Source organism: Adhaeribacter swui, assembly GCF_014217805.1.
Lineage (GTDB): Bacteria > Bacteroidota > Bacteroidia > Cytophagales > Hymenobacteraceae > Adhaeribacter > Adhaeribacter swui.
The window spans coordinates 5,855,919-5,879,650 of sequence record NZ_CP055156.1; the positions used below are offsets into that span (position 1 = coordinate 5,855,919).

At 42.4% G+C, this 23,732-nt stretch carries 12 protein-coding genes; 6 read left to right on the forward strand and 6 right to left on the reverse strand.

Annotation, left to right across the window (positions count from 1 at the left end):
* The first annotated feature begins 801 nt into the window (after window positions 1–801).
* The gene (locus HUW51_RS24130) at window positions 802–1,881 is read left to right on the forward strand and encodes a PAS domain-containing sensor histidine kinase (RefSeq protein WP_185272135.1); all 1,080 of its coding nucleotides are present in this window, start codon (window positions 802–804) and stop codon (window positions 1,879–1,881) included.
* Window positions 1,882–2,710: 829 nt separating this feature from the next.
* Here HUW51_RS24130 and HUW51_RS24135 read toward each other — a convergent pair.
* From HUW51_RS24135 to HUW51_RS24145, 3 genes are all read right to left on the reverse strand, one after another.
* Window positions 2,711–3,541 (reverse strand): tetratricopeptide repeat protein, encoded by an 831-nt coding sequence (locus tag HUW51_RS24135; protein WP_185272136.1) that lies wholly within the window; start codon window positions 3,539–3,541, stop codon window positions 2,711–2,713.
* Between the two features lie 4 nt (window positions 3,542–3,545).
* A complete protein-coding gene (locus HUW51_RS24140) occupies window positions 3,546–4,115 on the reverse strand; it encodes an RNA polymerase sigma factor (protein ID WP_185272137.1) in 570 nt (189 codons plus the stop codon).
* A gap of 440 nt (window positions 4,116–4,555) precedes the next feature.
* Complete coding sequence (locus HUW51_RS24145; RefSeq protein ID WP_185272138.1) at window positions 4,556–6,223, reverse strand: tetratricopeptide repeat protein; 1,668 nt, start codon at window positions 6,221–6,223, stop codon at window positions 4,556–4,558.
* Window positions 6,224–6,450: 227 nt separating this feature from the next.
* On the opposite strand from HUW51_RS24145, the gene HUW51_RS24150 reads away from it, so the two are divergent.
* Window positions 6,451–9,951: a CHAT domain-containing protein gene (locus HUW51_RS24150; protein WP_185272139.1), complete on the forward strand. Its 3,501-nt coding sequence runs from the start codon at window positions 6,451–6,453 to the stop codon at window positions 9,949–9,951.
* Between the two features lie 369 nt (window positions 9,952–10,320).
* Window positions 10,321–12,234 carry a CocE/NonD family hydrolase gene (locus HUW51_RS24155; RefSeq protein WP_185272140.1) on the forward strand — a complete coding sequence of 638 codons (1,914 nt, stop codon included), beginning with the start codon at window positions 10,321–10,323 and terminating at the stop codon, window positions 12,232–12,234.
* 788 nt (window positions 12,235–13,022) lie between these two features.
* Here HUW51_RS24155 and HUW51_RS24160 read toward each other — a convergent pair.
* The gene (locus HUW51_RS24160; RefSeq protein WP_185272141.1) at window positions 13,023–15,836 is read right to left on the reverse strand and encodes a S8 family serine peptidase; all 2,814 of its coding nucleotides are present in this window, start codon (window positions 15,834–15,836) and stop codon (window positions 13,023–13,025) included.
* 986 nt (window positions 15,837–16,822) lie between these two features.
* Between HUW51_RS24160 and HUW51_RS24165 the strand changes: the two genes are divergently transcribed.
* A complete protein-coding gene (locus HUW51_RS24165) occupies window positions 16,823–17,875 on the forward strand; it encodes a glycerophosphodiester phosphodiesterase family protein (RefSeq protein WP_185272142.1) in 1,053 nt (350 codons plus the stop codon).
* Between the two features lie 325 nt (window positions 17,876–18,200).
* Here HUW51_RS24165 and HUW51_RS24170 read toward each other — a convergent pair whose 3' ends face one another.
* Both HUW51_RS24170 and HUW51_RS24175 read right to left on the reverse strand, forming a co-directional pair.
* Window positions 18,201–19,610 (reverse strand): arylsulfatase, encoded by a 1,410-nt coding sequence (locus HUW51_RS24170; RefSeq protein ID WP_185272143.1) that lies wholly within the window; start codon window positions 19,608–19,610, stop codon window positions 18,201–18,203.
* Window positions 19,611–19,622: 12 nt separating this feature from the next.
* Entirely contained in the window at window positions 19,623–21,152 is a 1,530-nt protein-coding gene (locus tag HUW51_RS24175; protein ID WP_185272144.1) for a sulfatase family protein, read from the reverse strand.
* Between the two features lie 521 nt (window positions 21,153–21,673).
* Between HUW51_RS24175 and HUW51_RS24180 the strand changes: the two genes are divergently transcribed.
* Together HUW51_RS24180 and HUW51_RS24185 are read left to right on the forward strand one after the other, a co-directional pair.
* Window positions 21,674–22,225 (forward strand): RNA polymerase sigma-70 factor, encoded by a 552-nt coding sequence (locus HUW51_RS24180; RefSeq protein WP_185272145.1) that lies wholly within the window; start codon window positions 21,674–21,676, stop codon window positions 22,223–22,225.
* A gap of 181 nt (window positions 22,226–22,406) precedes the next feature.
* Complete coding sequence (locus HUW51_RS24185; RefSeq protein ID WP_185272146.1) at window positions 22,407–23,603, forward strand: FecR family protein; 1,197 nt, start codon at window positions 22,407–22,409, stop codon at window positions 23,601–23,603.
* Window positions 23,604–23,732: the final 129 nt, after the last annotated feature.

A 23,732-nucleotide genomic window follows, 5' to 3' on the forward strand; every position in this document is an offset into this window, starting at 1 on the left:
ATAACAATCAATAAAAGAACTTTGCTTTACAAAGTATAGAATCAAAAAAATTTCTGCTCACTGCTTTAATCCCAAGTCATGTATCAGCCTTTTAAATTATTCCAAATTAGAAGGTAGATACATAACTTGCTTTAACTTAATGTTAATTGCCTAATTTTTTAAAATAAGTAATTCCTAATCTCTCAGCGCAACTGTATCGGTAATCATACTTCCAAACGCAAAAATCAAAACCATCTCACCAGCAGAAACTATGTTTAGGTTATTCAGTGGTTAAATACTAACGAAACAATGCCCTTGCTCTGATTTTACCTGAACATTTTAGCTGATATACTTTAAAAATAATATTAAAGTACTTTGCACTTCAAAGCTACTGATTGATAACGTATTTACAAGCAAGATGGTTAATATATTTTTTTATTTATCAAGTTGGGCTTATCTATAAATAAGCCTTTAAAGGTTTATTTATAAAATTATAAACAAGTTGAAAGCTCTCGGAGCGAGTTTTGAAGCATTTTTTATCTTGTATAGTAGTACTAAACCTGGCAATGGGTTTTCGTCCCAATTAATACCGGCCATCTCCCCGCATTTTAGCAGCAAAAAATCTAAAAGTTCTTTTAATGAATAAATATAAATAGCGGACACCACGCCCTTATAAGTATAGTGCTAATTATTCTTATTTATTTAAATAGCAGGTCTGCGAGGCGCCGCGTATTTTAAACTTTATTCATTAATATTAGCTCCAGAAAAACTTTACATCTGGGTATTTGTAATTTTACCAAAACAAATTCTTACAACGCTACTATGATCCCGGCTATTTTCGACCAATGGAGCCAATCCAGCAAAAAGGTACTGTATATCTTTAATCTGCAAAGCAAACAGTTTGATTACCTCAGTACTGCCTTTGAGTTTATTTGGGAAATAAACCGGGATTTAATTTTAAAAAATCCCGGGCAACTCTTTGCGCTGGTGGAAGAAGATGATCGCGAGGCCGTCGGATTACGTTTCGAGAAAGCCTGCCAGGGCAATGCTTGTGAAATTGAATTTGGTTTAGAGTTTCCGGATAAACGCTTGAAGCAGGTAAAAGTAGATGCCCAACCCATCGCGGACGGATCTGGCACGCTTACACACTTAATGGGCTATGCCGAAGACGTTACCCAACAAGCCCAATACCGCGAGCACTTGCTGGAGTTTGGCCGCAAAAAAAATAACGTATTGCAGGTGGTAGCCCACGATTTACAGGGCCCTTTAGCTATTATGAAAGGCGTAACTTCTTTACTGAGTATGGACCATGCCGAGGGCCGTTACGAAGAAATTGCCAATTACACCGAGTTAATCGACCGGGCTTACGAAGATTGCTTAAAATTAATAAAAGAAGTATTACAGGACGAACATATAAAGTCGGCGGGCACCCCGGTTAAAAGAAAACGGTTTGATGCCGTAGAAAAAACCCGTCAAACCGTGGAGTATTACATTAAATCTCAGGTAGTAAAAGTGCCCATTCTGGTAGAAAGTCCGGAAGACAAAATAATTGTGGAGCTGGATGAGATGAAGTTTACCCAGATTTTAAATAACCTGATAACAAATTCGATAAAATTTACTCCGGCAAACGGAAAAATTTCGCTCGTTTTAAATACACATGGTTCTGATTTTATATTAACGCACACCGATACGGGTATTGGTATTCCGGAAGAAATACAACCTTACTTGTTTGATAAGTACAGCAACAAGGCCCGCAGAAATGGCTTAAACGGCGAAGAACCCAATGGCATTGGCTTGTCTATTATTAAAGATCTGGTAGAAGTACAAGGCGGGCGAATAGCCCTGAAAAGTCAGGAAAATAAGGGCACTACTTTTACTTTAACTTTTCCGTTGCTGGCTTAATTTGATCGAGGCACCGGCGTTATTTGCCGTTAATTTTTTAAATATTAGTTTGCAATGCTGGCCGCTCTCCGGCCGGTACTACCATTTCCTACGGGTTGCACTAAGTGGTAGTACAACTAATACTCGGGGCGAGTTCTGGCAATTAAAGGCAAATGGTAGCCCAGACTTTTGTTCGTGTCCCTGTGCGCAGATACTGTAAACGGAACTGCGGAGAGCGGGAGCAGCATTGCAAAGAGTTACAAGACGCCGGATTAAGCTATTCGATTTAACTTTAGTCTAGCCAAGCCAAATACCAAACTTTTTTATTTCAAGCACCTTAATTGCAGCGACTTATTTCTTCAGTTACTTATTCTTATTTTTTAAAAAATCAGCTTTTCAATTTTTATAAAAATCCAACTTTATATCCCAGCCTTTGCGTTTTTTAAAATTGCGATAGTACTTGTTGTTCCTCAGATATTTTTTTTAAAACACCTCGAAAGAAATTACTATTGTTTACAACAAAACAGGTACTATCACCCGAACTTTCGTTTATATATTCTGTAGAGCTGCCATTTGTTACCCTGTATTTTAATTTTTTGTTTTTTTATCTGAGTTTAGGCGTTTTTGTCTTCTCTAATGAAAGCAAATGAAGATATGCTGATTGCGATAGCTTTTCAATGAAGTATGGCCCACTTAAGAAATAAATAAATTCTATAACTTTCCGGATATTTAGGAAAACAGAAGGCAATTTACTAACCAGAAAGGATAATTGTACTTTTTCCCCGGACGCGTATTGTTCTTCCTCTGAGCTGGAGTAGCAGATTTTATAAGGAATCTTATAAATTAAATTTTAAAATTCTTCCAGCCACCGGGCTGCTTCTTGGCTGCCTTCGGCTTTTGTTTTTACTACCTGTTGTAAAACTTGTTTGGCTTCGTGCTGGTCTCCGGGCTGGTTCCGCAGCATTAAGGTTACTGCTTGCAGGAAAAGTCCGGGATTGTCCGACGATTCTTGTTTATGAGCTAGTTCGGTAAACTCCCGCAAAGCCTGGTCATACGCTTTAGTTCGCAGGTAAACCATCCCCGTATATTTTTTTGCCGCTTCATCATCCGGATGAGTTTTTAATAATCCCTGAAAATAACGCAAAGCCGAATTAAATTCCTGATTGTTGAAAGCTGTAATGCCGGCCTCTAAACTATCCAGGCCTGGATTTTTCACGGTATATCTTCCGGCTAAACCAAATTGCAGGGTATCTTCGGGCACGCTAACTGTTTGGTTTATGTGTTGCAAATTTTCTTTCACGTAAGCATTTGCCAGGTACTGCACATCGGCTGTTGACCGGAAAAAGGCAAAATACGTAACCAACAACAGTACAGCGCTGGCAGCTACGGCCGTAAGTATTTTGAAAATATTCCGGGAATACAGCGGCACCACTTTAGCTACTGCTTGTGGCTCATTTTCAAAATATTTATTATTTAAGTTACTTAAGGTGCTTTTCAGGGCATTATTCTGTAACTTGTATTTTTCGTAGCCCCGCATATCGGCATCAATGGTACGGTACATTTGCAACGCACTTTGCAGTTCTGGATCGGTAGTTAAATCCGCTTCAAACTGTTTTTTATCGCTCGGACTCATTTCGTTATTTAAGTAAGCTTCTATTTTCTCTAAATAATCTGTATTCATTACATTACCATTTCAAAGTATTAAACTGCGGGTCGCGCTTTATTAGATTAATTAATTTATCCATACAACCCACCTTTTTTTTGCGGGCAAAGGCGTAACTTATTTGTAAATCCTCGGCTACTTCTTCCATGGATTTTCCGCTCCAGTTTAACCGGAGCAGTTCGGCGCATTTGCCGCCTAGTTCGTCTAGTTTCTCATTCAATAATTGTAGCCGTTGCTCCTGTATTAGGCATTCTTCGGCCAGTTGCAAGCTGTCTTCTCCTATTTCCATTTCTTCGGGGTCTGTTACGGAAGAATGTGACTTTTTCTTGTTTAAAACTTTAAGCCAAAGATTCTTACAAATAGAATAAATAAAGGCATCAAAAGGGCAAGACAAAATAAGCCCCTGCGTTTTTGCTCTGTGCGAAATAGCCAATAAAGCTTCCTGAAAAATATCACCCGCCTCGGCTTCCGTACCATTATTTTTTATAACCATCCACTTAATTTTGCCGGAGAACCTTCGGTAAATTTCTTCTACCAGAATTTCGTTGTTAGATACTAAGGCTTCGATGTATTTTTGATCTGGATGTTTCATCCAGCGTAAATTATGTAAAGTTTTAATGTTTATAAAATGAGTGGCTGTAAAATCATCCAGAAAGTTAGGCTTACAACCTTATTTCGTAATTGTTAATTATTAAAAAATTTTAAAATATAAACTCTATTAACTTTGGCGGAAAACCAGCACCAATCAATCTTACATACTTTTAACGGCCGGTTTGTTACCGCTACAATAAAAATTTTTAAAAAAATTGCTTGAGTTTGAATTTGTTATTTTAGGTTTAGGTGAGTGGCAACTACGAATTATCCTGCTTAGCAATAAAACCAGTGGACTTGTAAAAAGCGTAACAAAGACTTTAAAATGAACAAAGTATATTTTGTACGTACAAAAAAATACAACCTTTTTTCCGGCGTAATCAGGCCAAAAAAAAGGCTGTAGTCTAGCTAATATTAAATTAAAAACGGCGTTGTTTTGCCTTACAAGGTGCGGCCATATACCAGCCAACTGTTTACCCGTTTACTTTTATCCAGCAGAAACGCTATTTTATTTTCAGGGTAAACCAGGTAATCGCCGGTAGCACCCGAAAAGCTATAGGCCGGATCGCCGTACTTATTTTTTAAATTTTCCAGCGAGGTACCTCGTTTTATTTTGCGGGCCGTAGGGTGATTGTAGTTTTCCTGAGTTAGGTGCACCAGGTAATGGCGGTTCGCATTTTGGATACCCAGTTGCAGGTAATCATTTTGCTCACTCCATTGAATAACCAGCGCGGGGTTTTTGTTTACGGCTACGCGCGGAGTTTGGGCCGGCAAAGGTGCGCTAATAGGCTGGTTTCCTATTTTTTCTTTCATTCCAGACCGGGTGGTATGCAGCGCAGCTTCTTCCTGAAACCAGCTCATGATCCAGGTAGTTAAACTACCGGCCAGCGATTCATTCATTCTACCAAATAGTTCCAGGTTATACTGCGCTTTATAGGCGCCTTTCTGCTGGGCTAGTTCAAAATCTTTTTTGGCTTTAACTAACTGGTTATCTTTATAATAAGCAATAGCCCGAACCGCATGAGCATTGCCCGTGATCGTGGCGGGTTTTAACTCGTTTATAATGCCAATGGCCGCGGGTTGGTTGCCTTGCAACGAATAAATACAAGCCAGGTTAATGTACGCCGGCACATAGCTTGGATCAATTTCCCGCGACTTTTCGGCGTTGCGCCGCGCATCCGTTAATAAATCTTCTAACTGTTTATTATTGTAAGCATCGGGCATATCGCGGCGGGCAGATGCCAAACGGCTATTGGCGTCTAACTCTACTGGGTATACAAAGCCAGGCTGCTCTTGCTTATTATAAATTTGCAAGGCCAGTTGCAGCTTGGCCGCCGCTAAATTATTGATGATTTCCCGGCTCGGAAACTGGTTGGCCAGATAATCGAAACACTGGGCGGCCGGCCCAAACTCCTGAATCAAATAAAGAAACAAACCTGACTTAAACACCGCCACCATTTTAATGGCTTCTTTTTGCTTTTCGGCGTAAATGGCTTTACGTTCTTCTTTGGTAGGATATCCCTCCAGGTGGTTTGCCAGATTAAAATGTTGGTAAATTAAATCCAGTACCCGCGGAAAAACCCGAGCCGTAGCAAAACCGGATAATTCGCCGTAAAAGCAACCGTAAAAATCGGCCGCCGACTCAAACTGCCGGATGCTTTCTTTAGAAGTTGTGTTATTTGCAATGCCAAAAGTAAAATACCAATCGTGGTTTTTGTAATGATGCGCTAACTCGTGGCTAAGCAAAACGGCCAATGCATTCAGCGAATCCTGTTGTAATTTCCGGCATAAGTCGTATACTTCTTCGTCCAGTTGAATAACCGGTTGACTGCCCGGGCGGTATTGCGCTATTACTTTATTTTTTTTAGAACTGCGGGCTACTATTTCCAGGCGGGGCTGCGGACGAGTATCGGCAAAAGCATACGTTAACCGGTCGAACACCTGGTGCGCTACCTGGTACTTAGGCGATGCAACCGACAATAATTCCTGGCTATTGGCTTTTACTGCTATTACGGTAAAAAGCAAGCTAAAGCAAAGGCTCTTCCGGAAACCAGATAAATGACGATTTTTAAAAAAAAATAAATTTCGGGTATGTAACTGTATTTTCATTTTTACCTAAGCTTCGTTCACCTACCATTTCTGTTTAAAGTTAAACCAGGCAAGATACTTTAAGTCCATGAACCTGCTTTTTTTCAAATAGCTAATTTAGCTTCAATGACTTACAATTTATGGTAAATTTTTTATTTTAAATAGGAATAAGCAGTTTAAATTATTACTTTTCTACTGGTATATTCAAATTTGGCAAGTATTTAAACTACTACCCGGTATTTACCCCGATGAAGTTTTTTTTAGCAGGTTTCTTTCTTTTGTGTGGCATTACATTACAGACTGTTTGGGCGCAAAAACTGCCATCACAAACCGAAATAAACACGGCCCGCCAGTATTACCAGCAAGCCGAGGCCTTCGAACAAAAAGGAAACTACAGCGCCTCAGTCCCACTTTTTAATCAGGCATCTGTTTTATTTCAGAAAAATAAAAAATGGGCCGAAAAAATAGATTGCGACAATAAGCTTTCGCGGAGTTTATATTTGGTTGGTAAATACCCCGAAGCCTTAGAAAAAGCCAACCAAACATTAAAAGAGATATTTACTAAACAACCTATTGATTCCAGCAAGGCCATTTCCACGTATATTACGTTGGGCCATGTGCATTTAATAAAAGCCGAGTACCCGCAAGCCTTAAATTACCAGCAAAAGGCTTTGCTCTTGCGGATAGCCACTCTGGGGCAGCTCCATCCGGATGTAGCCGATTCTTATAATTTAATCGGTAACATTTACTTCGGGCAGGGCGAATACCCCAAAGCGTTAGAATACCACCAGAAATCGTTAAAAGTTAGGCGCGCTACTTTAAACGAAACACACCTAGGAATAGGTAATTCGTATTATTATATCGGCAACGTTTATTTTATAACGGGTCAGTACGATAAAGGTCTGGAATACCATTTAAAAGGATTACAGATCCGGAAAGCTGCCCTGGGCGAAATCCATCTGGATGTAGGTAATTCTTTAAACAGCATCGGCAACAACTACCATTATAAAGGCGAGTACGATAAAGCCCTGGAGTATCACCAGAAGGCCTTGCACATCCGGCGTACTTTATTCGGTGAAAACCACCCGAGTGTTGCCGGTTCTTACAACAATATTGGCAACGTGTACCACCTTACCGGGGAGTTTGACAAAGCCTTGGAATACCACCAAAAAGGATTGCAAATCCGGCTAGTGGTTTTTGGCGAACAACACCTGGACGTAGCCGACTCTTACCACGTTTTCGGCAATTTATACAGCGAAAAAGGCGACTACGATAAAGCGTTAGAATATTACCAGAAATCGTTGCAAATCAGAAGTTCCATTTTACCGGAAATGCATCCCGGCAGGGCCAGTTCGCACCAAACCATCGGGAGCATTTACCTGATTAAAGGAGAATCCAGCAAAGCTTTAGAATACTACCAGAAAGCCCTGCAAATCCGGCGGGTGGCCCTGGGCGAATCGCACCCGCACGTGGCCACTTCTTACAACGATATAGGCAATGTTTTTGAATTAAGAAAAGATTACAAAACAGCTTTAGAATACCACCTGAAAGCCCTGCAAATAAAATGTTCTGGGTTGGGCGAAAAACATCCCAAAGTAGCCGATGCTTACTATAATTTAGGCAACGTATACTTAATGCAAGGTGATTATGAAACAGCCTTGGATTACCATCAAATGGCCCTTTTAATCCGGCGTTCGGTATTTGGCGAAAACCACCCCAGCATTGGCGAATCATACACGCAACACGGTATTTTATACCTGGCCAAAAAAGATTATGCCAAAGCCGCGGCTTACCACAACCAGGCTTTACACCACTTTTTAAAAATTTTTGGCACATCGCATCCCAGCGTAGCCGATTCTTACAACCAATTAGGAAAAGTATATGCCCAGCAAGGACAGTTGCGAAAAGCATTGCAATTGTATCAGCAAGCTATTATCGCGAACGTACCCGCCTTTCAGGATACCCTGGTTGCTCGCAATCCTATTCTGGCGGGGCAAACTAAACCATATTTAACTTCTAAAACCTTGCTTGTTTCGTTACGAACCAAGGCCAAAGTGCTGGAAACCTCGTTTAATCAATCGCACGATACTACCGACCTGCTAGTAGCTTACCAAACTGCCTGCCTCACCGATTCTTTAGCCAACAAAATTCAGCGAAACCAGGAAAGTGAAAGCGATAAGGTGGCCTTTAACGCCAGCACCGTAGAGCTTTACCAACAAGCTTTGCCTTTATGTTTAAAATTGTATAACCTAACCCGACAACAAACTTATCTGGATAAAGCTTTTTACTTTGCGGAACGCGGAAAATCCAGCGTGTTACTTTCTTCTTTGCTGGAGTCTAAAGCAAAAATTTTTGCGGGCATTCCCGATTCGTTGTTACAACAAGATCAAAACTTACGCAGCCAGCTAGCCCAGTATACCCAACACTTAGCTAAAGAATTAAACAAAGGCACGGAAGCAGACAGCGCAAAACTAATAAGCTACCAAAACCAATTATTTAATGCGCACCGCCAAAAAGAAAAACTGGTAAACCAATTCGAAGAATTTTATCCCCGGTACTACGATTTAAAGTACCAGGCCGCGGTAGTTTCGCCGCAGCAGTTGCAGGAAAAACTAACTGACCGGACGGTAGTGCTGGAGTATGCCCTGAGCCCAGATGCGCTGCAGGTATTTATGTTGGGCAATCACTTTTTTGAGGTAAAATCCATCCCCATCGACAGTCTTTTTGAACGACAACTAGATGCTTTCCGGGATGCCATTGTTTTAAAAGACGCCGATCTGTACCGGCAAGTAGCTTATAAACTGTACCGGATATTAATACCTTCGTCTATTCCGGCCAATACAAAATCTTTAATTATTATACCGGACGGGAAATTAAATTTATTTCCGTTTGAAGCGCTACTCACCCAAGCCGGCAAAGTGAAACTTAATAGATCGGGGGCTTACTTGCTGCATAAATACAACGTAAGTTATGCGTATTCGGGGCGCTTGCTTTACGAACGGTTAATGCAAACCAAAGAAACTACCGCGAAGCATTTGTTAGCCTTGGCGCCAGTATTTGCAGATTCAATGTTGAGCCATTCCGCAGCTACCAGCAAAATTAAATTGGGAAGCAAGCAACACTACGCGCTTCATCAGGAAATTACCCGAATCGGCACCCAAATAGCAGAAGAGCAACCTATTATGCCGCTGCTGGCTTCGGAAGGCGAGGTCGAAACTATTGGGCAATTGTTCCGGGCCAAAGGAGCCAGGGCGCAAGTATACTTGTACCAAAAAGCCACCGAAGATCATTTAAAAAGTCCGGATATTAGCCAGTATAATTACCTGCACCTGGCCACCCACGGCTTCGTGAACCAAACCTTTCCGGAATTATCTGGTCTAATGCTGGCTCAAAACAACCCTGGTCCGGAAGATGGCATTTTGTATACCGGCGAAATTTATAATTTACATTTAAATGCCGATTTAGTAACCCTTTCGGCTTGTGAAACCGGATTAGGGAAATTAGCGCAAGGCGAAGGCGTTATTGGCCTAAGCCGGGCTTTATTGTTTGCGGGCGCCAAAAACATCGTTGTTTCTTTATGGAAAGTGTCCGACGAATCTACGGCTAACTTAATGAAATACTTTTACCAGGCCCTTTTAGCCGGCAAGGATAAAGCCACTGCTTTACAAATTGCAAAACGCAAACTGATAAACCATAGCTCCTACCGCTCGCCTTTTTACTGGGCTCCTTTTATTTTAATCGGGAAATAGCAAAAATTATTTTATCTATCTAACCTGCAACATCGCTGTGATTTTTTAAAATTTTTAAAATTTACTTGGGCCAGATTAATTAAGCTACCTCGTATTTTAATTTTTTTCGAAAAGTGTCGCCGTTGGAAATATTCTCACCACAATACTTCTGGCACAATACCTAGCTAATGCTTTTCATGACAAACTTTACAAAGCTAAACAACTTATAATCTGGCCGTTATTTAAATAACAAGATACCAGCTTCTGATATAATCAAATTGTTTCTTGCCTTGTTGCCTCTCTGTTTAAATAAATCTTTCATGGGTTTACAAATCTCGCTACATTCAAGTTTTAGTTCGGCTTCTCACCAAATTTTTAAATTTTAAAATAATGCGATTAAAGCTACTCTTCCTCTTCGTGATCGGCGTACTGATTACTGTAAATGCGCAGGCTCAAACCCCGGCAGTGAAGCTTACCGCCGAGCAAAAACAAGATAGTTTGTACCTGGTGCAAAACTACCAATGGCGCAAAGAAATGATACCCATGCGCGACGGAGTAAAATTATACACCGAAATACTGGTACCCAATAATGCCGGGCCGAAGCAGCAATATCCTTTTTTAATGATCCGGACGCCGTATAATGCTACGCGCTTGTACAGCCGGGTTTATACCGCGCCTAGTTTTGCCCGCCTGCTGCGCGAAGGTTTTATTTTGGTAGAACAAGATGTCCGCGGCCGCTGGCGCTCCACGGGCAAATTCGACCACGAACGTCCCCTGGTAGCTAACGCCGAAAAGAAGAAACAAAAACAACCCGACGAAGCCACCGATACGTACGACGCGATTGACTGGCTGCTGAAAAATATAAAAGGCAATAACGGCAAAGTGGGCATTCACGGTGTATCATATCCGGGGTTTTATGCCACGGCCGCGGCTATCAGCAATCATCCGGCATTAAAAGCGGTATCGCCGCAGGCGCCGGTAACGGATTGGTTTATCGGTGACGATGTGCACCACAAAGGCGCTTTTTTCTGGATGGATTTTTTTGATTTTCTGCCGCGCTTTAACCAAGACACACCCGACAAACCTGCCACCCGTACCTTTGGCGTAACCAATAGTAAAAACCGGAACAATTACGATTATTTTTTAAATACCATTCAAACGCCCAAGCGCGCCAATACTGAATTTTTTAAAGACAGCATTCCGTTCTGGAACGATATACTGGCCCACCCAGATTACGACAGTTACTGGCAAAGCCGCAATCCGCTTTCGCACGCGAAGAACTTAAAACCTACATTGCTAACCGTAGGCGGCTGGTACGATGCCGAAGATTTATACGGGGCTTTGGAAACCTACGAGAAACTGGAAAAACAAAACCCGCGGGCAGATAACAAATTAGTAATGGGTCCGTGGTGTCACGGTTGCTGGTGGTCCGAAGCAAGTTCGTTAGGCGATATTTCGTTTGGAGCGCCTACCGGCCAATTTTATCTGGATAGCTTGTTTCTACCTTTCATGAATTACCATTTAAAAAACCAAGGCAATGCGCCTGAACTTGCCGAAGCCACTATTTTCCAGACCGGTACCAATCAATGGCGCAAATTTGCTAACTGGCCGCCAGCTAACCTGCAAGAACGTAGCCAGTATTTATTACCAAACAACCAACTAGGCTTCTCCGCTCCTACCGTTACCAATGCCTTCGCCGAATACGTTTCGGACCCGGCCAAACCCGTACCTTATCAAGGCCCCGTACACCGGACCCGCACCCGCGAATACATGCTCGATGATCAACGGTTTGCCGCTACCCGGCCCGATGTATTAACGTTTACCTCCGAGCCACTTTCCAGCGATTTAACTTTAGCGGGTCCCATTTTAGCCGATTTGCGCGTGAGCCTGAGTACCACCGATGCCGATTTCGTGGTAAAATTGATTGATGTGTACCCGGAAGATACCCCTGATTCGGTGGCGGCTCCAGACCGCACGGTTAACATGAGTGGCTACCAGCAACTGGTGCGCGCCGAAATTATGCGGGGCAAATACCGGAACAGTTTCGAAAAACCAACGGCCTTTCAGCCCAACACTGTTACACCAGTTAAATATGAAATCCCGGATTTGCTGCATACTTTTAAAAAAGGCCACAAAGTGATGGTGCAGATTCAAAGTTCCTGGTTCCCACTCTCGGACCGCAATCCGCAGCAGTTTATGAACATCTACGAAGCCGAACCCAAAGATTACCTTAAATCCACCATCCGGGTATACCACGATGCCCAAAATGCCTCGCGTTTACAAGTAAAGGTGCTGGAAAAGTAAATTTTTTAAAAATGCTGTTTTTGCAGAGGCGGTATTTTTATATAATGATTTTAAACAGATTGAACTCTAGATCATGTACGGTGGAAGCAAGTTTTTTCTTTGGAGCCTTTTCAAGTCTCCAGGCTGTGGTGCTATCTAACTGGCTAACTACAAGATTTTGCCTCGTGGCCGGCGGGCCTCATTTGGCTCTTTCGGACGGTCTAAGCTTCCTTTGCTCGTGCCTCGCAATGCTGCGCACCGGAACCTTAGAAGGTCCTCAACAGCCAAACTGGGGTCAGTAGCGCTTAGCTTTGGTTTTTACTTTTTAAAATATTATTAAATTGTATGAAGCCACATTTATTAAATATGTTAAGAGAGGGAAGCGGAATAAGGAAGTTTAATTCCATTAACTCTTGTAATTTTTAGCCGCCAATTAAACCCATTTTTCTTATTCTTAATTATACAAGACTTGGAAGAAAAGCAGCGACTACAAGCAAAAATACCAGTTTGGCTCAAGTGCACCTGCTAGGATTTCGGTTTTGCGCAGCAAAATTCAGCAAACGGAGTTGAGGAAACAGAATAGCGGCATCTCCTCCCCTGTTTTAGCTTGCCTTTAGGTGGAGGGGTAAACGAGGCCCGCCGACCACGAGGCAAATCTTTTAACTTGCTAGTTAGATAGCACCAAAACATGAAGGCGGGAAGCAACCTTAAAGAAGATAAATTGTTGCTGCCGGAATAAAAATTTAAAATAAAGCCACCTGGCTCCCGAACAATAAAGGAAGCAGGTGGCTATTTAAATTTTTAAAAATTTACTTTACTAAACGTAGTTTTTGGTGCAGACTGGTTTTACTCGTTACTAAACGGCTAATGTACCAACCGCCCGGTAAGGAGTTCCCGTTTAACACGTACTCGTATTGTTTGCCCGCAACAGCTTCGCCGTTATGCAATACCGCTACTTGTTTCCCATTTAAGTTGTAAATAATCAGGGAAGCGTTGTCGGTGGTGGGCACGCTAAAGCTAAGCCGGGCTTGTTGCGCAAATGGGTTCGGCGCAACGCTTAGCTGCGCATCCTGAGCACGCACCGTACTGTTAATTACCCGGAAGTTGATGGTTAAAGAGCCGCCTACCTGGCCGCGAGCCTTTGCATAAGGATAAATACCGGCAGTTAACGTATAATCGCCTGGTTTAAACGAAATACTCTGCCCGGAGCTGCCCGCTAAGTCGTAGGTATTAATATTCTCAACGGTAGTATTCCCGTTTAAATCAAATTGTACACTGCCCACTACCACCGGGTTGGTTACCGCCCGGATGTTTAAATCGGCTGGCAAAGTCGCCAGGTCCAGTTCCGTGTTTTCTTTTAATTCCCGGATTACATTACCGTCGCTTACATGGTACAACTCAAAGCGTACAATTTTTTCTTCTACCGCCCGAAAGCTGATGGTTGAAGGCACGCCTTCGTTGCCCTGGCCTTTGGCTTGCGAGTAAGGCACGGCGGTTAAGGTGTAACTGCCTTCAGTTAATTTAAAAAATTCAGCCATAGCCCCGGGATAAACATAAGGCAATTTGTTTTCAATAACTTGGTTATCATTAAAATCGATTAAAACACTGCCTATTTTGGCCGGACCGGTACGCGCCTGAATGTACACGTTACGCGAAGGTAACCGGGTCAGGTTTAAGACATCGCCGGTATGTAATACTTGAATAATCTGCCGGGAATCGGCATCTATTAGCACAAAATCCAGGATGCGGGGTTTGGCAACGCGGGCAATGGCTTTTTGCGCGTTTATGTAGCCGTAACCGGTTTCATAGTCAAAGCCGGGTTCGTTCATGTTCAGGGCGGTTTGCTGCAGGGCCGTTTTAATTTGGTCGGCATTTAAATTATTCCCGTTGGCCTCCTGCATCAGGGCGGCTACGGCCGCTACGTGCGGAGCCGCCGCCGATGTACCAAAAAAGTAAAATTCGTCTAAGAAAGAATCTCCGAAGAAAGTGTTATTTACCCCATCGGGAGCCATAACTTCGGGTTTGCGCCGGATGAGCCGCGACCGTGATTTTCCGTTTTTATCGAATAAAATAGGCGTGCCGCCCACCGAAGAAAAACTTTCAGCTACGGGCGTAGAAATTCCGTAAGCCGGGGTATCCATAAAAAATACGGCTCCGGTAGTTATAGCACCAGCCGCGTTATTGTGCCCGTAAATGGTGCTGCTACTGGTATGGTATTCTTCGATAGAAATATCGTTGTTATCTTTAAAAACCACGTATTTCATGGTACCCGGACCAACAGCCGGACCGTCGAATTTATCGATGAGGAGGTTAAAGTAATTACTATCGTAAGAACCATCGTTAGTAAAAGACATTATCTCGACGGGGTCGCTGCCCTGGTTGGCGTAAACCGAAGAAGCCACTACATCAGTAGTGTCTTCGGTGAGCAGGTAAATATCTAGATCTGTTTTAGCGCCCTCGCTTGCCCCATTGCCCACGGAATAAAATGGTTCGCTGTATTGAAAAGCAAAAATAATGGTGGCGCCCAGGGGCACGTATATCTTCTGCGTTAGATCTTTTTTCTTACCAGCCGGAGCGAAATTATGCGCATTTTTTACCTTTTGCGACCCAAAAGAAGACTTACTGCCAAAGTAAGCCACTCCGCCGGATTTAAAAGGTGCCTGATATGATTCGCGCCCATTATTACCGGCGGCCGTAAAGTAGCTGGCACCCGCTTTTTTAACTGAATCTACGGCTTGGGCAATAATACCATCCTGAAACATGGGCTCAGCCAGGTAAGTAATATCGTCGGTGATTACATTACAACCCGCTTTTTGTAAATCCAGAATACCCTGGGCAAAACTGGCTTCGCCAAAATTGGCGGAGTAAAAAGCTAATTCGGCACCCGGCGCTAAATCATGCACAATTTCGGCCATAGCCCGCCCTTCGTCGCTTCCAAAATCGGCGGCTTCGTCCAGCAAAACTTCTACGGGCGTGGTAAAATTATTCGGATTGTTTTTGCCGGGTAAGTCACCGGATTTAACGCCCTGATCGGCGCCGCCTAACGCATTATAGCTATCCGAAATAATGCCTACTTTGCTGCCTTTACCGGTAATTACCTGTTGTTTCCGGGCTTCGTCGGTGTACAGCGCCCGGGCTCCCTGCGAAGTTGTTTTACCAATTTTAGAAATAGGTTTATATGCGGGCCGGGCCGAGCGCAAACTTTTAAGTTTAGCAATTTTATCCAGGTTCGCAATGGGCACCACGCCCGATACCATGCGGCCAAAAGAAGCCGATTGGGTCATGCCTAGGGCTTGCAAATCCGCGAGTAATTGGGGTGTAGAATTTTCCGAGAGGGCTTCTATTACTACGTAATTACCTTTTACCTGCAACAAACTTTTATTGGTACGGGGTGCAACCAAGGGCGCTGCCGCATTATTCTGGCGGGCTGCCTGTTGGGCTTTTAAAGTAGCTAGTTCCGGCCCGATTTTGCGTAAAGCCTGGTTAGGCGCCATTTTTAAAGATGGCTTGCCTGCGTTTGGAGAGCGTTGCGCCTTAGTGGCCGAAATGGTTAGAGCAAAGAAAAAAAAGCATAAAAAAAGCCGGTTTAAAACCGTTAATAAGGGAGGGTACAGGTTGGTCATAGAGGTGCGTAAAGTTTAGAGTACATAATGTTTTGCATGTATTAATTTTTAGTTTAGGACGTAAATTTTATATAAGGCACATTCCCGGTTCAGGTAAATAACAACTAACTTTATATTAAGATATACTTTTAACCACAACTTTATAAAGGCTATAGCACCCCAATTGCCTAGCTTTTAACCTGGGGCTTTGGTGTTTATATTATTTTAAATTTAACTGCACTTTATACAGCAACAAGCCCTTGACCTTTAATTAATTAAAGGCTTAACTGATTTCACAAAGTAAATTGATTTTGCCCGAAACCAAAGAAGTTAAAAAATATTATGCCCTGAATAACAGGTATAATTGTAATGTACATACTTCTGAACCCGAAAATAGTTAGTTATTTTTTGGCAAAAGAAGCGAGAAAATTTTGCTCTACCAGCATGTGCTCCAACCTAAGTAAAAAAAGAAGTTCGCCGATAAAAAACAAAAGAAGGTACCCACGCTTGTTTACCAGTTAGCTACCTTAAATGTTTATTTACACACGCCGCTTCAATGGGAAAAATCTCCCTACTACACATAGAAGGATGTTTGTATTTCAACTTAGCAGGTATTATTTAATTTGCTCCATTGATTCATTAATTTTTTAAAAATTTACTTTTCCGCAGTACTTATTCCTCCCATCACAAGAGAAATAAAGCTTTTATCCCGCTGAATAACTATAGCTTCTGCCTTGATTTTACCAGTTTTGGTTGGATTATTAATCATTTATTAATCCTGGGCTAATTTTTCGGTAACAACCACATTCTAATTTCGCCGGCTTTAAAACTGTAAGCAGCGATGTTGAATGCTTCTGCAATTCAGATAAATACTAATTTTGTGGTACGCAAAAAATTTAAATTTTTAAAATTTGTTTGGATTGACGCCCTGCATGCTACGGGAGTGCTACACTTTTTATACTTTAGAACTTCTTTTTAAATTTTTAAACTTCAACTTATTTCGGCTCATGAAGAAATTCTTTTTTCTTATTTTGTTGCAACTAGCATTTTTATCCGTGAACAGCTTCGGACAAACCAAAGAACAATCTCCGCTTTATCTTACAAATTATACTTTTTCGGATAAGCAACCCGAGGTGGGCCAAGTTAAACTCCGGGCAGGGAATGGTTCTCAAATTAAAGCCATTACTTTAAGCGGTCCGCAGGCCGGAATTTTTAAAATAAGCAAAGATAACAAGTTAACTATTCGCAAAGAAAAACTGCAACCGGGCCAGAACTGGGCCGATGTGGTGGTATCGGCAAAAACAACGAACGGTAACGTAAGCGCTAACTTCCGGGTAGTAAAAGATGCTTTTATCCGGAATAAAGTGGTAGCGCACCGGGGCGCCTGGAAAAACACGGGCGCGGCCGAAAACTCAGTGGCAGCTCTAAACCAAGCGGTTGCGCTGGGTTGCGAAGGCAGCGAATTCGATGTGCGCATGTCTGCCGATTCGGTTTTGTTTATTAACCACGACCCCGATATTCAAGGACTCTCTGTTGCTAAATCTACTTCAGATCAATTAAAAAGCGTAAAGCTGAGCAGCGGCGAAAACCTGCCTACCCTGGAAGATTACTTAGTAGCCGGCATGAAGCAAAATAAAACCAAGCTGGTACTGGAGATTAAAGCTTCGGAATTAGGTAAAGAAAATTCGCTGGCGGCTACCCGCAAAATTGTGGCCCTGGTCGAAAAACTACAAGCCTCTGCCTGGGTAGATTACATTAGTTTTGACTATGAGGTGTGCCAGGAATTAATGAAGCTGGCGCCCTACGCCCATGTAGCTTATTTAAACGGCGACAAATCGCCAGCCGAATTGGCTCAAGCTAAGTTTTATGGGTTGGATTATCATTTTAGTGTATTACAGAAAAACCCCGATTGGATAAAACAAGCGCAACAAAACAAATTAACCATCAACGTCTGGACGGTAAATGATAAAGCTGTTATGGAAAATCTGTTGAAAGAAAACGTGGATTTTATTACTACCAACGAACCCGAAATGCTTTTAAACCTAATTTCTGTAAAGTAAAAGCAATGCTGGGCTGTTCTGGATTTTAGATGCTAGATATTAGATGTTAGACTTTGGTCGTAAAAGCTGTTTAGAATTTTAAATAACATCGAAAATCATCGCCATGGGTGGTGTCTTTACCACCAATTACCGGGCATCTCACCAAAATACGGATGGTATAAACCTTAAAGGCAATTACAATTAATAAACTTTACAAGCTAAAAAGCTTTTAAAATAAAAGGCAGCAAAAACGTTTTCGCTAGATAGTTTTCTTACTACTAATGCGCAACGTTTTTACTGCCTTTCATCTTCCTATCAGGTTGGCCAACTATTTTTTAAATTTTTTCTATTCCATCGCCAACAACGGAAAATCTTTGTTCGGAACATGTTCCCGTGCCATGAGGTTAGCTATTTGCTTGACTATTTCCGGATGTGCTGCACTAATATCATTTTTCTCGCCCGGATCGTTAGCTAAGTTAAATAATTGAATGGGGCCGTTGCGGTCTTTCTTTACGTTTAATCGTACGCCTTTCCAATTACCCAGTCGCACGGCTTGCCGCCCCCCGTCTTCGTGAAACTCCCAGTACAAAAATTCGTGAGCCGTTTGTTTTCCTTGGTTCCGTATGGTTGGTAAAATCGAAATTCCGTCCAGGTTCTTAGGTAACGGTTGATTTACGAGTTGGGCAAAAGTGGGCATAAAGTCCCAGGCAGCCCCCACAAAATCCGATTGCCGGGCTTGTTTAATGACGGCTGGCCAGCTTACAATCATGGGTACCCGGATGCCGCCTTCGTATAAATCGCGCTTAATGCCCCGGAAGCCACCACTGCTGTTAAAATACTCCAGTTGGTTCCCTCCTTCGCGGTGCGGGCCGTTATCGCTGGTAAAAACAATTAATGTATTTTTATCTAATCCTAAAGTTTTAAGCTGACTCACTACTTGCCCTACGTAATCGTCGAGGCGGGTAACCATGGCCGCGTAGGTAGCCCGGGGGTAAGCTTGGGGCTGGTAGCCCACGCCATTCCAGGTAGCCGGCACAGTTTGGGGCTGCTCGTTGAATTGCTTTTTGTAAAATTTTAAATTTTTATCATCTGCTGGCAATTGCAAAGCAGCGTGCGGTAAAGTATAAGCCAGGTACAAGAAAAAAGGTTTTTTACTATTCGCCGCCAGAAAAGCCAAGGCTTTTTCCTGAATCAGTTCGGGAGCATATTGCGGCTGAACCGTGGGCGTATTCGTTAAATTAACCCGTTGCTGATTATGCCACAAATGACTTGGAAAGAAATTATGCGATTGCCGCTGGCAATTATACCCGTAAAACTGGTTGAAGCCTTGTTTATTGGGCTCGCCCGGCGAACCCGGAAAACCCAACCCCCATTTGCCAAACAATCCCGTAGCATAACCCGCTTTCCGGAACAGCTCAGCCGTGGTAAAAACAGAATCCGCCAGCGGAAACTGACCTTCGGGTTGGATCTCGTAATTGCCGCGAACCGGTGTATGGCCCGTATGTTTGCCGGTTAACAGAGCCGCCCGCGATGGGGCGCACACCGAGGTACCCGCGTAAAATTGCGTAAAGCGTATACCATTTGCCGCTAATTTATCAATGTTGGGGGTTTTAATTAATTTCTGACCGAAAACGCCAATATCGCCGTAACCTAAATCGTCGGCCAAGATAAAAACCACGTTGGGTTTATTTTGGGCAAAGCTGGTGAAGGCGCCAAGTACAATTAAAAAGAAGCAGCTTATCTTTTTCAGCATCATGTGTTACATAACTTATTTACTAGCTAACAACTTTTTAGCGTCCTCGTCCTCGTATTTATTAATTAAGCTAGTCAGTTGATTTTGCAATGTAGCGGTAATTTTTTCGTAGCCTTTCTGGCCATATATGTTATGCATCTCCTGGGGGTCTTTTTGCAGATCGTAGAGTTCCCAGCTTTCTACGCGCTTATAAAACCGGATAAGTTTATACCGGCTGGTTTTTACGCCAAAGTGCGGCGAAACAGCGTGTTCACCATTTTCATAGTAATGGTAATAGAGAGCTTCGCGGCCTTTGGAATTATTATTTTTTAAAATTGGTAAAAACGATTGGCCTTGCATCTGGTGAGGTACCGGCAAACCGGCGGCTTCCAGCATGGTAGGGGCAATATCCAGGTTCATGACCATGTCGTTAGAAACCGTGCCGGGTTTTATTACTCCCGGGTAACGCATTACCATTGGGGTCCGGAACGATTCTTCGTACATAAACCGCTTATCAAACCAGCCGTGCTCGCCCATGAAAAAACCCTGATCCGATAAATAAATCACAATGGTGTTATCGGTTAATTGATGTTTATCCAGGTAATCTAAAGTACGGCCAATGCTGCGGTCCAGGGAGGCGGCAGTGCTCAGGTAGTCGCGCAGGTAGCGCTGGTATTTCCACTCGGTTAAGGCCCGGCCGGTTAAGTTACGGGCTTGTAAATCAGCTTGAATGGGTTGGTAATACGCATCAAATTTAGCACGTTGGGCGGCGTTCATGCGGGTAATGGTGCCGTCTTTAATTTCTTCGCCGGCCGGAAACATTTTTAAATCGTAGCCCATCAGCATGGTTTTTTCTACACTCATATCCTGCACCCGGGCGGCCTCACGGTTTTGGTAGGTGTCGTAAAAGTTAGCCGGAACGGGAAAGGTAACTTTATCAAACCGCCCCATATCTTCGGGAGCGGGCAACCAGGTACGGTGGGTAGCTTTATGGCCCACTACCAAACAGAAAGGTTTTTCGGGGTTGCGCTTCTCCAGCCAATTTTCGGCCACGTCAGCCGTTATATCCGATACGTACCCTTCTATCTGCTTCTGGGTGCCATCCATCATTAAAAAATCCGGGTTGTAATAGTGGCCCTGGGCGGGCAGAATTTGCCAGAAGTCGAAGCCCTGCGGCTGGCTTTCTAAATGCCACTTGCCTACCCAGGCCGTTTGGTAGCCGCCGGCGCGTAATTGTTTAATAAAAGTATCCTGACTACCGTCGAAATGCGAATTTTCGTTGTCTTTAAAGCCGTTTTTGTGGCTGTACTTGCCCGTTAAGAGTACCGCCCGACTAGGCCCGCAAATAGAATTGGTAACGTACGCTTTTTTAAAAATTGCACCTTCCCGGGCAATACGATCGATGTTGGGGGTTTGCATTAATTTGCTGCCGTAGGCGCTGATGGCCTGGTAAGCGTGGTCGTCCGAAACGATTATTAAAATATTAGGTTGTTTCTTTTTCTGCTGCGCAAAAATGGATAAGCTGGTAAAAAGGCTCAGTACTAATAAAAATAATTGTTTCCTCATTTGTAAGTTATTGGTTAGGTAATTAGCTACACTGCCGGATATATCTAGATTTTTAGCTCCGGGAATCTGTAAATTTTTAAAATTTTAATTTTCCGGCCGAAATATAAACAAATGTTCGATAAAGCAGGAGCCCCTATTTTGGTATAATACCCGCACTACCATGCTCGCAGGGAACTTACCAGTAGGAATCTAGTGATTTTTTTTTAGCAGTTTGGTTAATTCAGTTTTTCCTTACTCGGGGCTCATTAAATTAAAATTTATTTATTCGTATTCTGGATTATTTGTTGGAACTGGGCTTTTTGTTGGTGCGTGCTTAATAGCAAAAGCAAACCTAACCCTTACTCCTGCTCGATTAAGGCAGAGCGTATTACGTTACCCGCAAACTAAACACATACTTTTTAATCGACTAGCCTTTATTAATTTGCTAAAAATTTAAAATTTAGTTTGCTTATTTAAAGTAATGCTAATATTTTATGGTTGTAATATACATTTTGCACATAATTTAACCCGCAAGCCAATACATGACTACCAGCTCAGTTGATATGGATTTAGAAACCGTGTTTAATGCCCACTTCAGAAAATTGGTTTATTTTTCCTTTCAAATTGTAGCTAACAAAGAAACTGCTGAAGATATTGTGCAGGAAATCTTTCTGAAATATTACAAGAATCAGGAAGGAGAAAATGCCCATGCTGCAATTAATAATTTGCTTCCTTATTTGTACAGTTCTGTAAAAAACGCCAGCCTCAATGCCTTACGACATCATAAAGTAGAGGCAAAATACTTAGAGCAAGTAGCTGTTTCGGAAGTGGATGAAGATTATATTGCCACCTCTATAACTAGGGCCGAGGTAATAGCGGAGTTACATTTAGCTTTAGAAGCTCTTCCGGAGGGCTGCAAAAAAATTTCGTATTTAAGCTTTATTGAAGAAAAGAAAAATCAGGAAATTGCCCAGGAGTTGGGTATTTCGGTTGCTACAGTTAAGTCCCAAAAGCAACGTTCGCTGCAATTACTTCGCCTCCGGTTAAAACCCGAAATATTCGGTGCAATCCTACTTATCTTCCTTTCGGAATAAATTTATTAACTTATTACGCTAGCAAATACTTTCCCATATTGCCCTTCCTGCTTTTAAACCTATGTACTGGTTGCTTTTAGCGGACTTCCTTTTAGTTCTTCAGCTTTTTTTAAAAAAATAACTTTCAAGCTATTCCATCCAATTGCAACAGGAGTGTGTCTTAATAAATAGAAGCACACTTATGGAAAACAAGCGAGATCCTTTTGCAAATGCCATCTTCATTATGAAGTACCTGCGCGGGGAATTAAATTCTTCGGAAGAGGAGGCAATAATAGGGTGGTTAAACCAGAGTAAAGCCAATACAGCCTTTCTTCAAACAATTCAAGATGAGGAGAAACTTAAGGCAGAGCTGGATTTTTATGCTTCGATTGATACCCAAAAGAATTGGCAGCAATTAGTAGAAAAATCGCAGCCGGAAAATAGAATTAGAAAGCTTTGGCCTAACCCATCCATTTTTAAATATGCGGCTGTCTTTCTGTTGGTTGCCTTGTCGTTTTTAGCAGTTTATGTAAGTAAAAAACAGCCCAACATAGCTTTACATCCTGCTATTTCTGCTGAGTTACCAGAAATTAAACCCGGTAAGAACCAAGCCAAACTCACCCTGGCCGATGGCACCGAATTAATACTCGATGAAACCAAAGATGGAATATTACGAGCTAACGACCAGATTAAAATAACCAAACTAAACGGCAGAGTAGTTTACCAATTTATGGGTAAGCCGGCTGCCGGTAGGGCTTTGGAATACCATACTATTTCCACACCTAAAGGAGGACAATACCAGCTTTCTCTCCCGGATGGCACCCAGGTTTGGCTTAATGCTGCCTCTACTTTGCGATTTCCGGTAGCTTTTACCTCAAGCGAACGCCAAGTTACTTTAATCGGCGAAGGGTATTTTGAGGTAGCCAAAAATAAGAAACAACCTTTTAGAGTAACTGCCAACGCTATTATCGTGGAGGTGCTGGGTACCCACTTTAATGTTAAAGCTTACTCTGAGGAAGGTGTAACCAGAACCACTTTATTGGAAGGCTCGGTTAAAGTAAACAAGGCCGCTGAGGGATTAATATTAAAACCAGGCTTCCAGGCCATAACAGACCAAGAAGCTAAAATAAAAACAACCACCGCTGATCTGGATCAGGTAATAGCCTGGAAAGAAGGTTATTTTCAGTTCGACAATGAAGATTTTAATGCTATAGTGCCCCAACTGGAAAGATGGTACGATGTAGAATTTACTTATCCGCCCACCATTGGTTCCTGGAAATTTGCCGGTGCTATTCCGCGCAATACCAATCTTAACCAGGTACTACAAATGTTAGAATTATCCGGTTCAATTAAATTTAAGCAAGCAGGAAGGAGGATTATGGTAGAACCCAAAGAATAAATACGTTTTTCGGCTTAAAATAAAAATACCGGTAGTGCGCCAACACCACCGGTAATGAAAAGGCTGAATAAAAATACCTTAGCAAAAGAATACTAATACTTCACCTTAAAAAACAAATTTATGCAATTA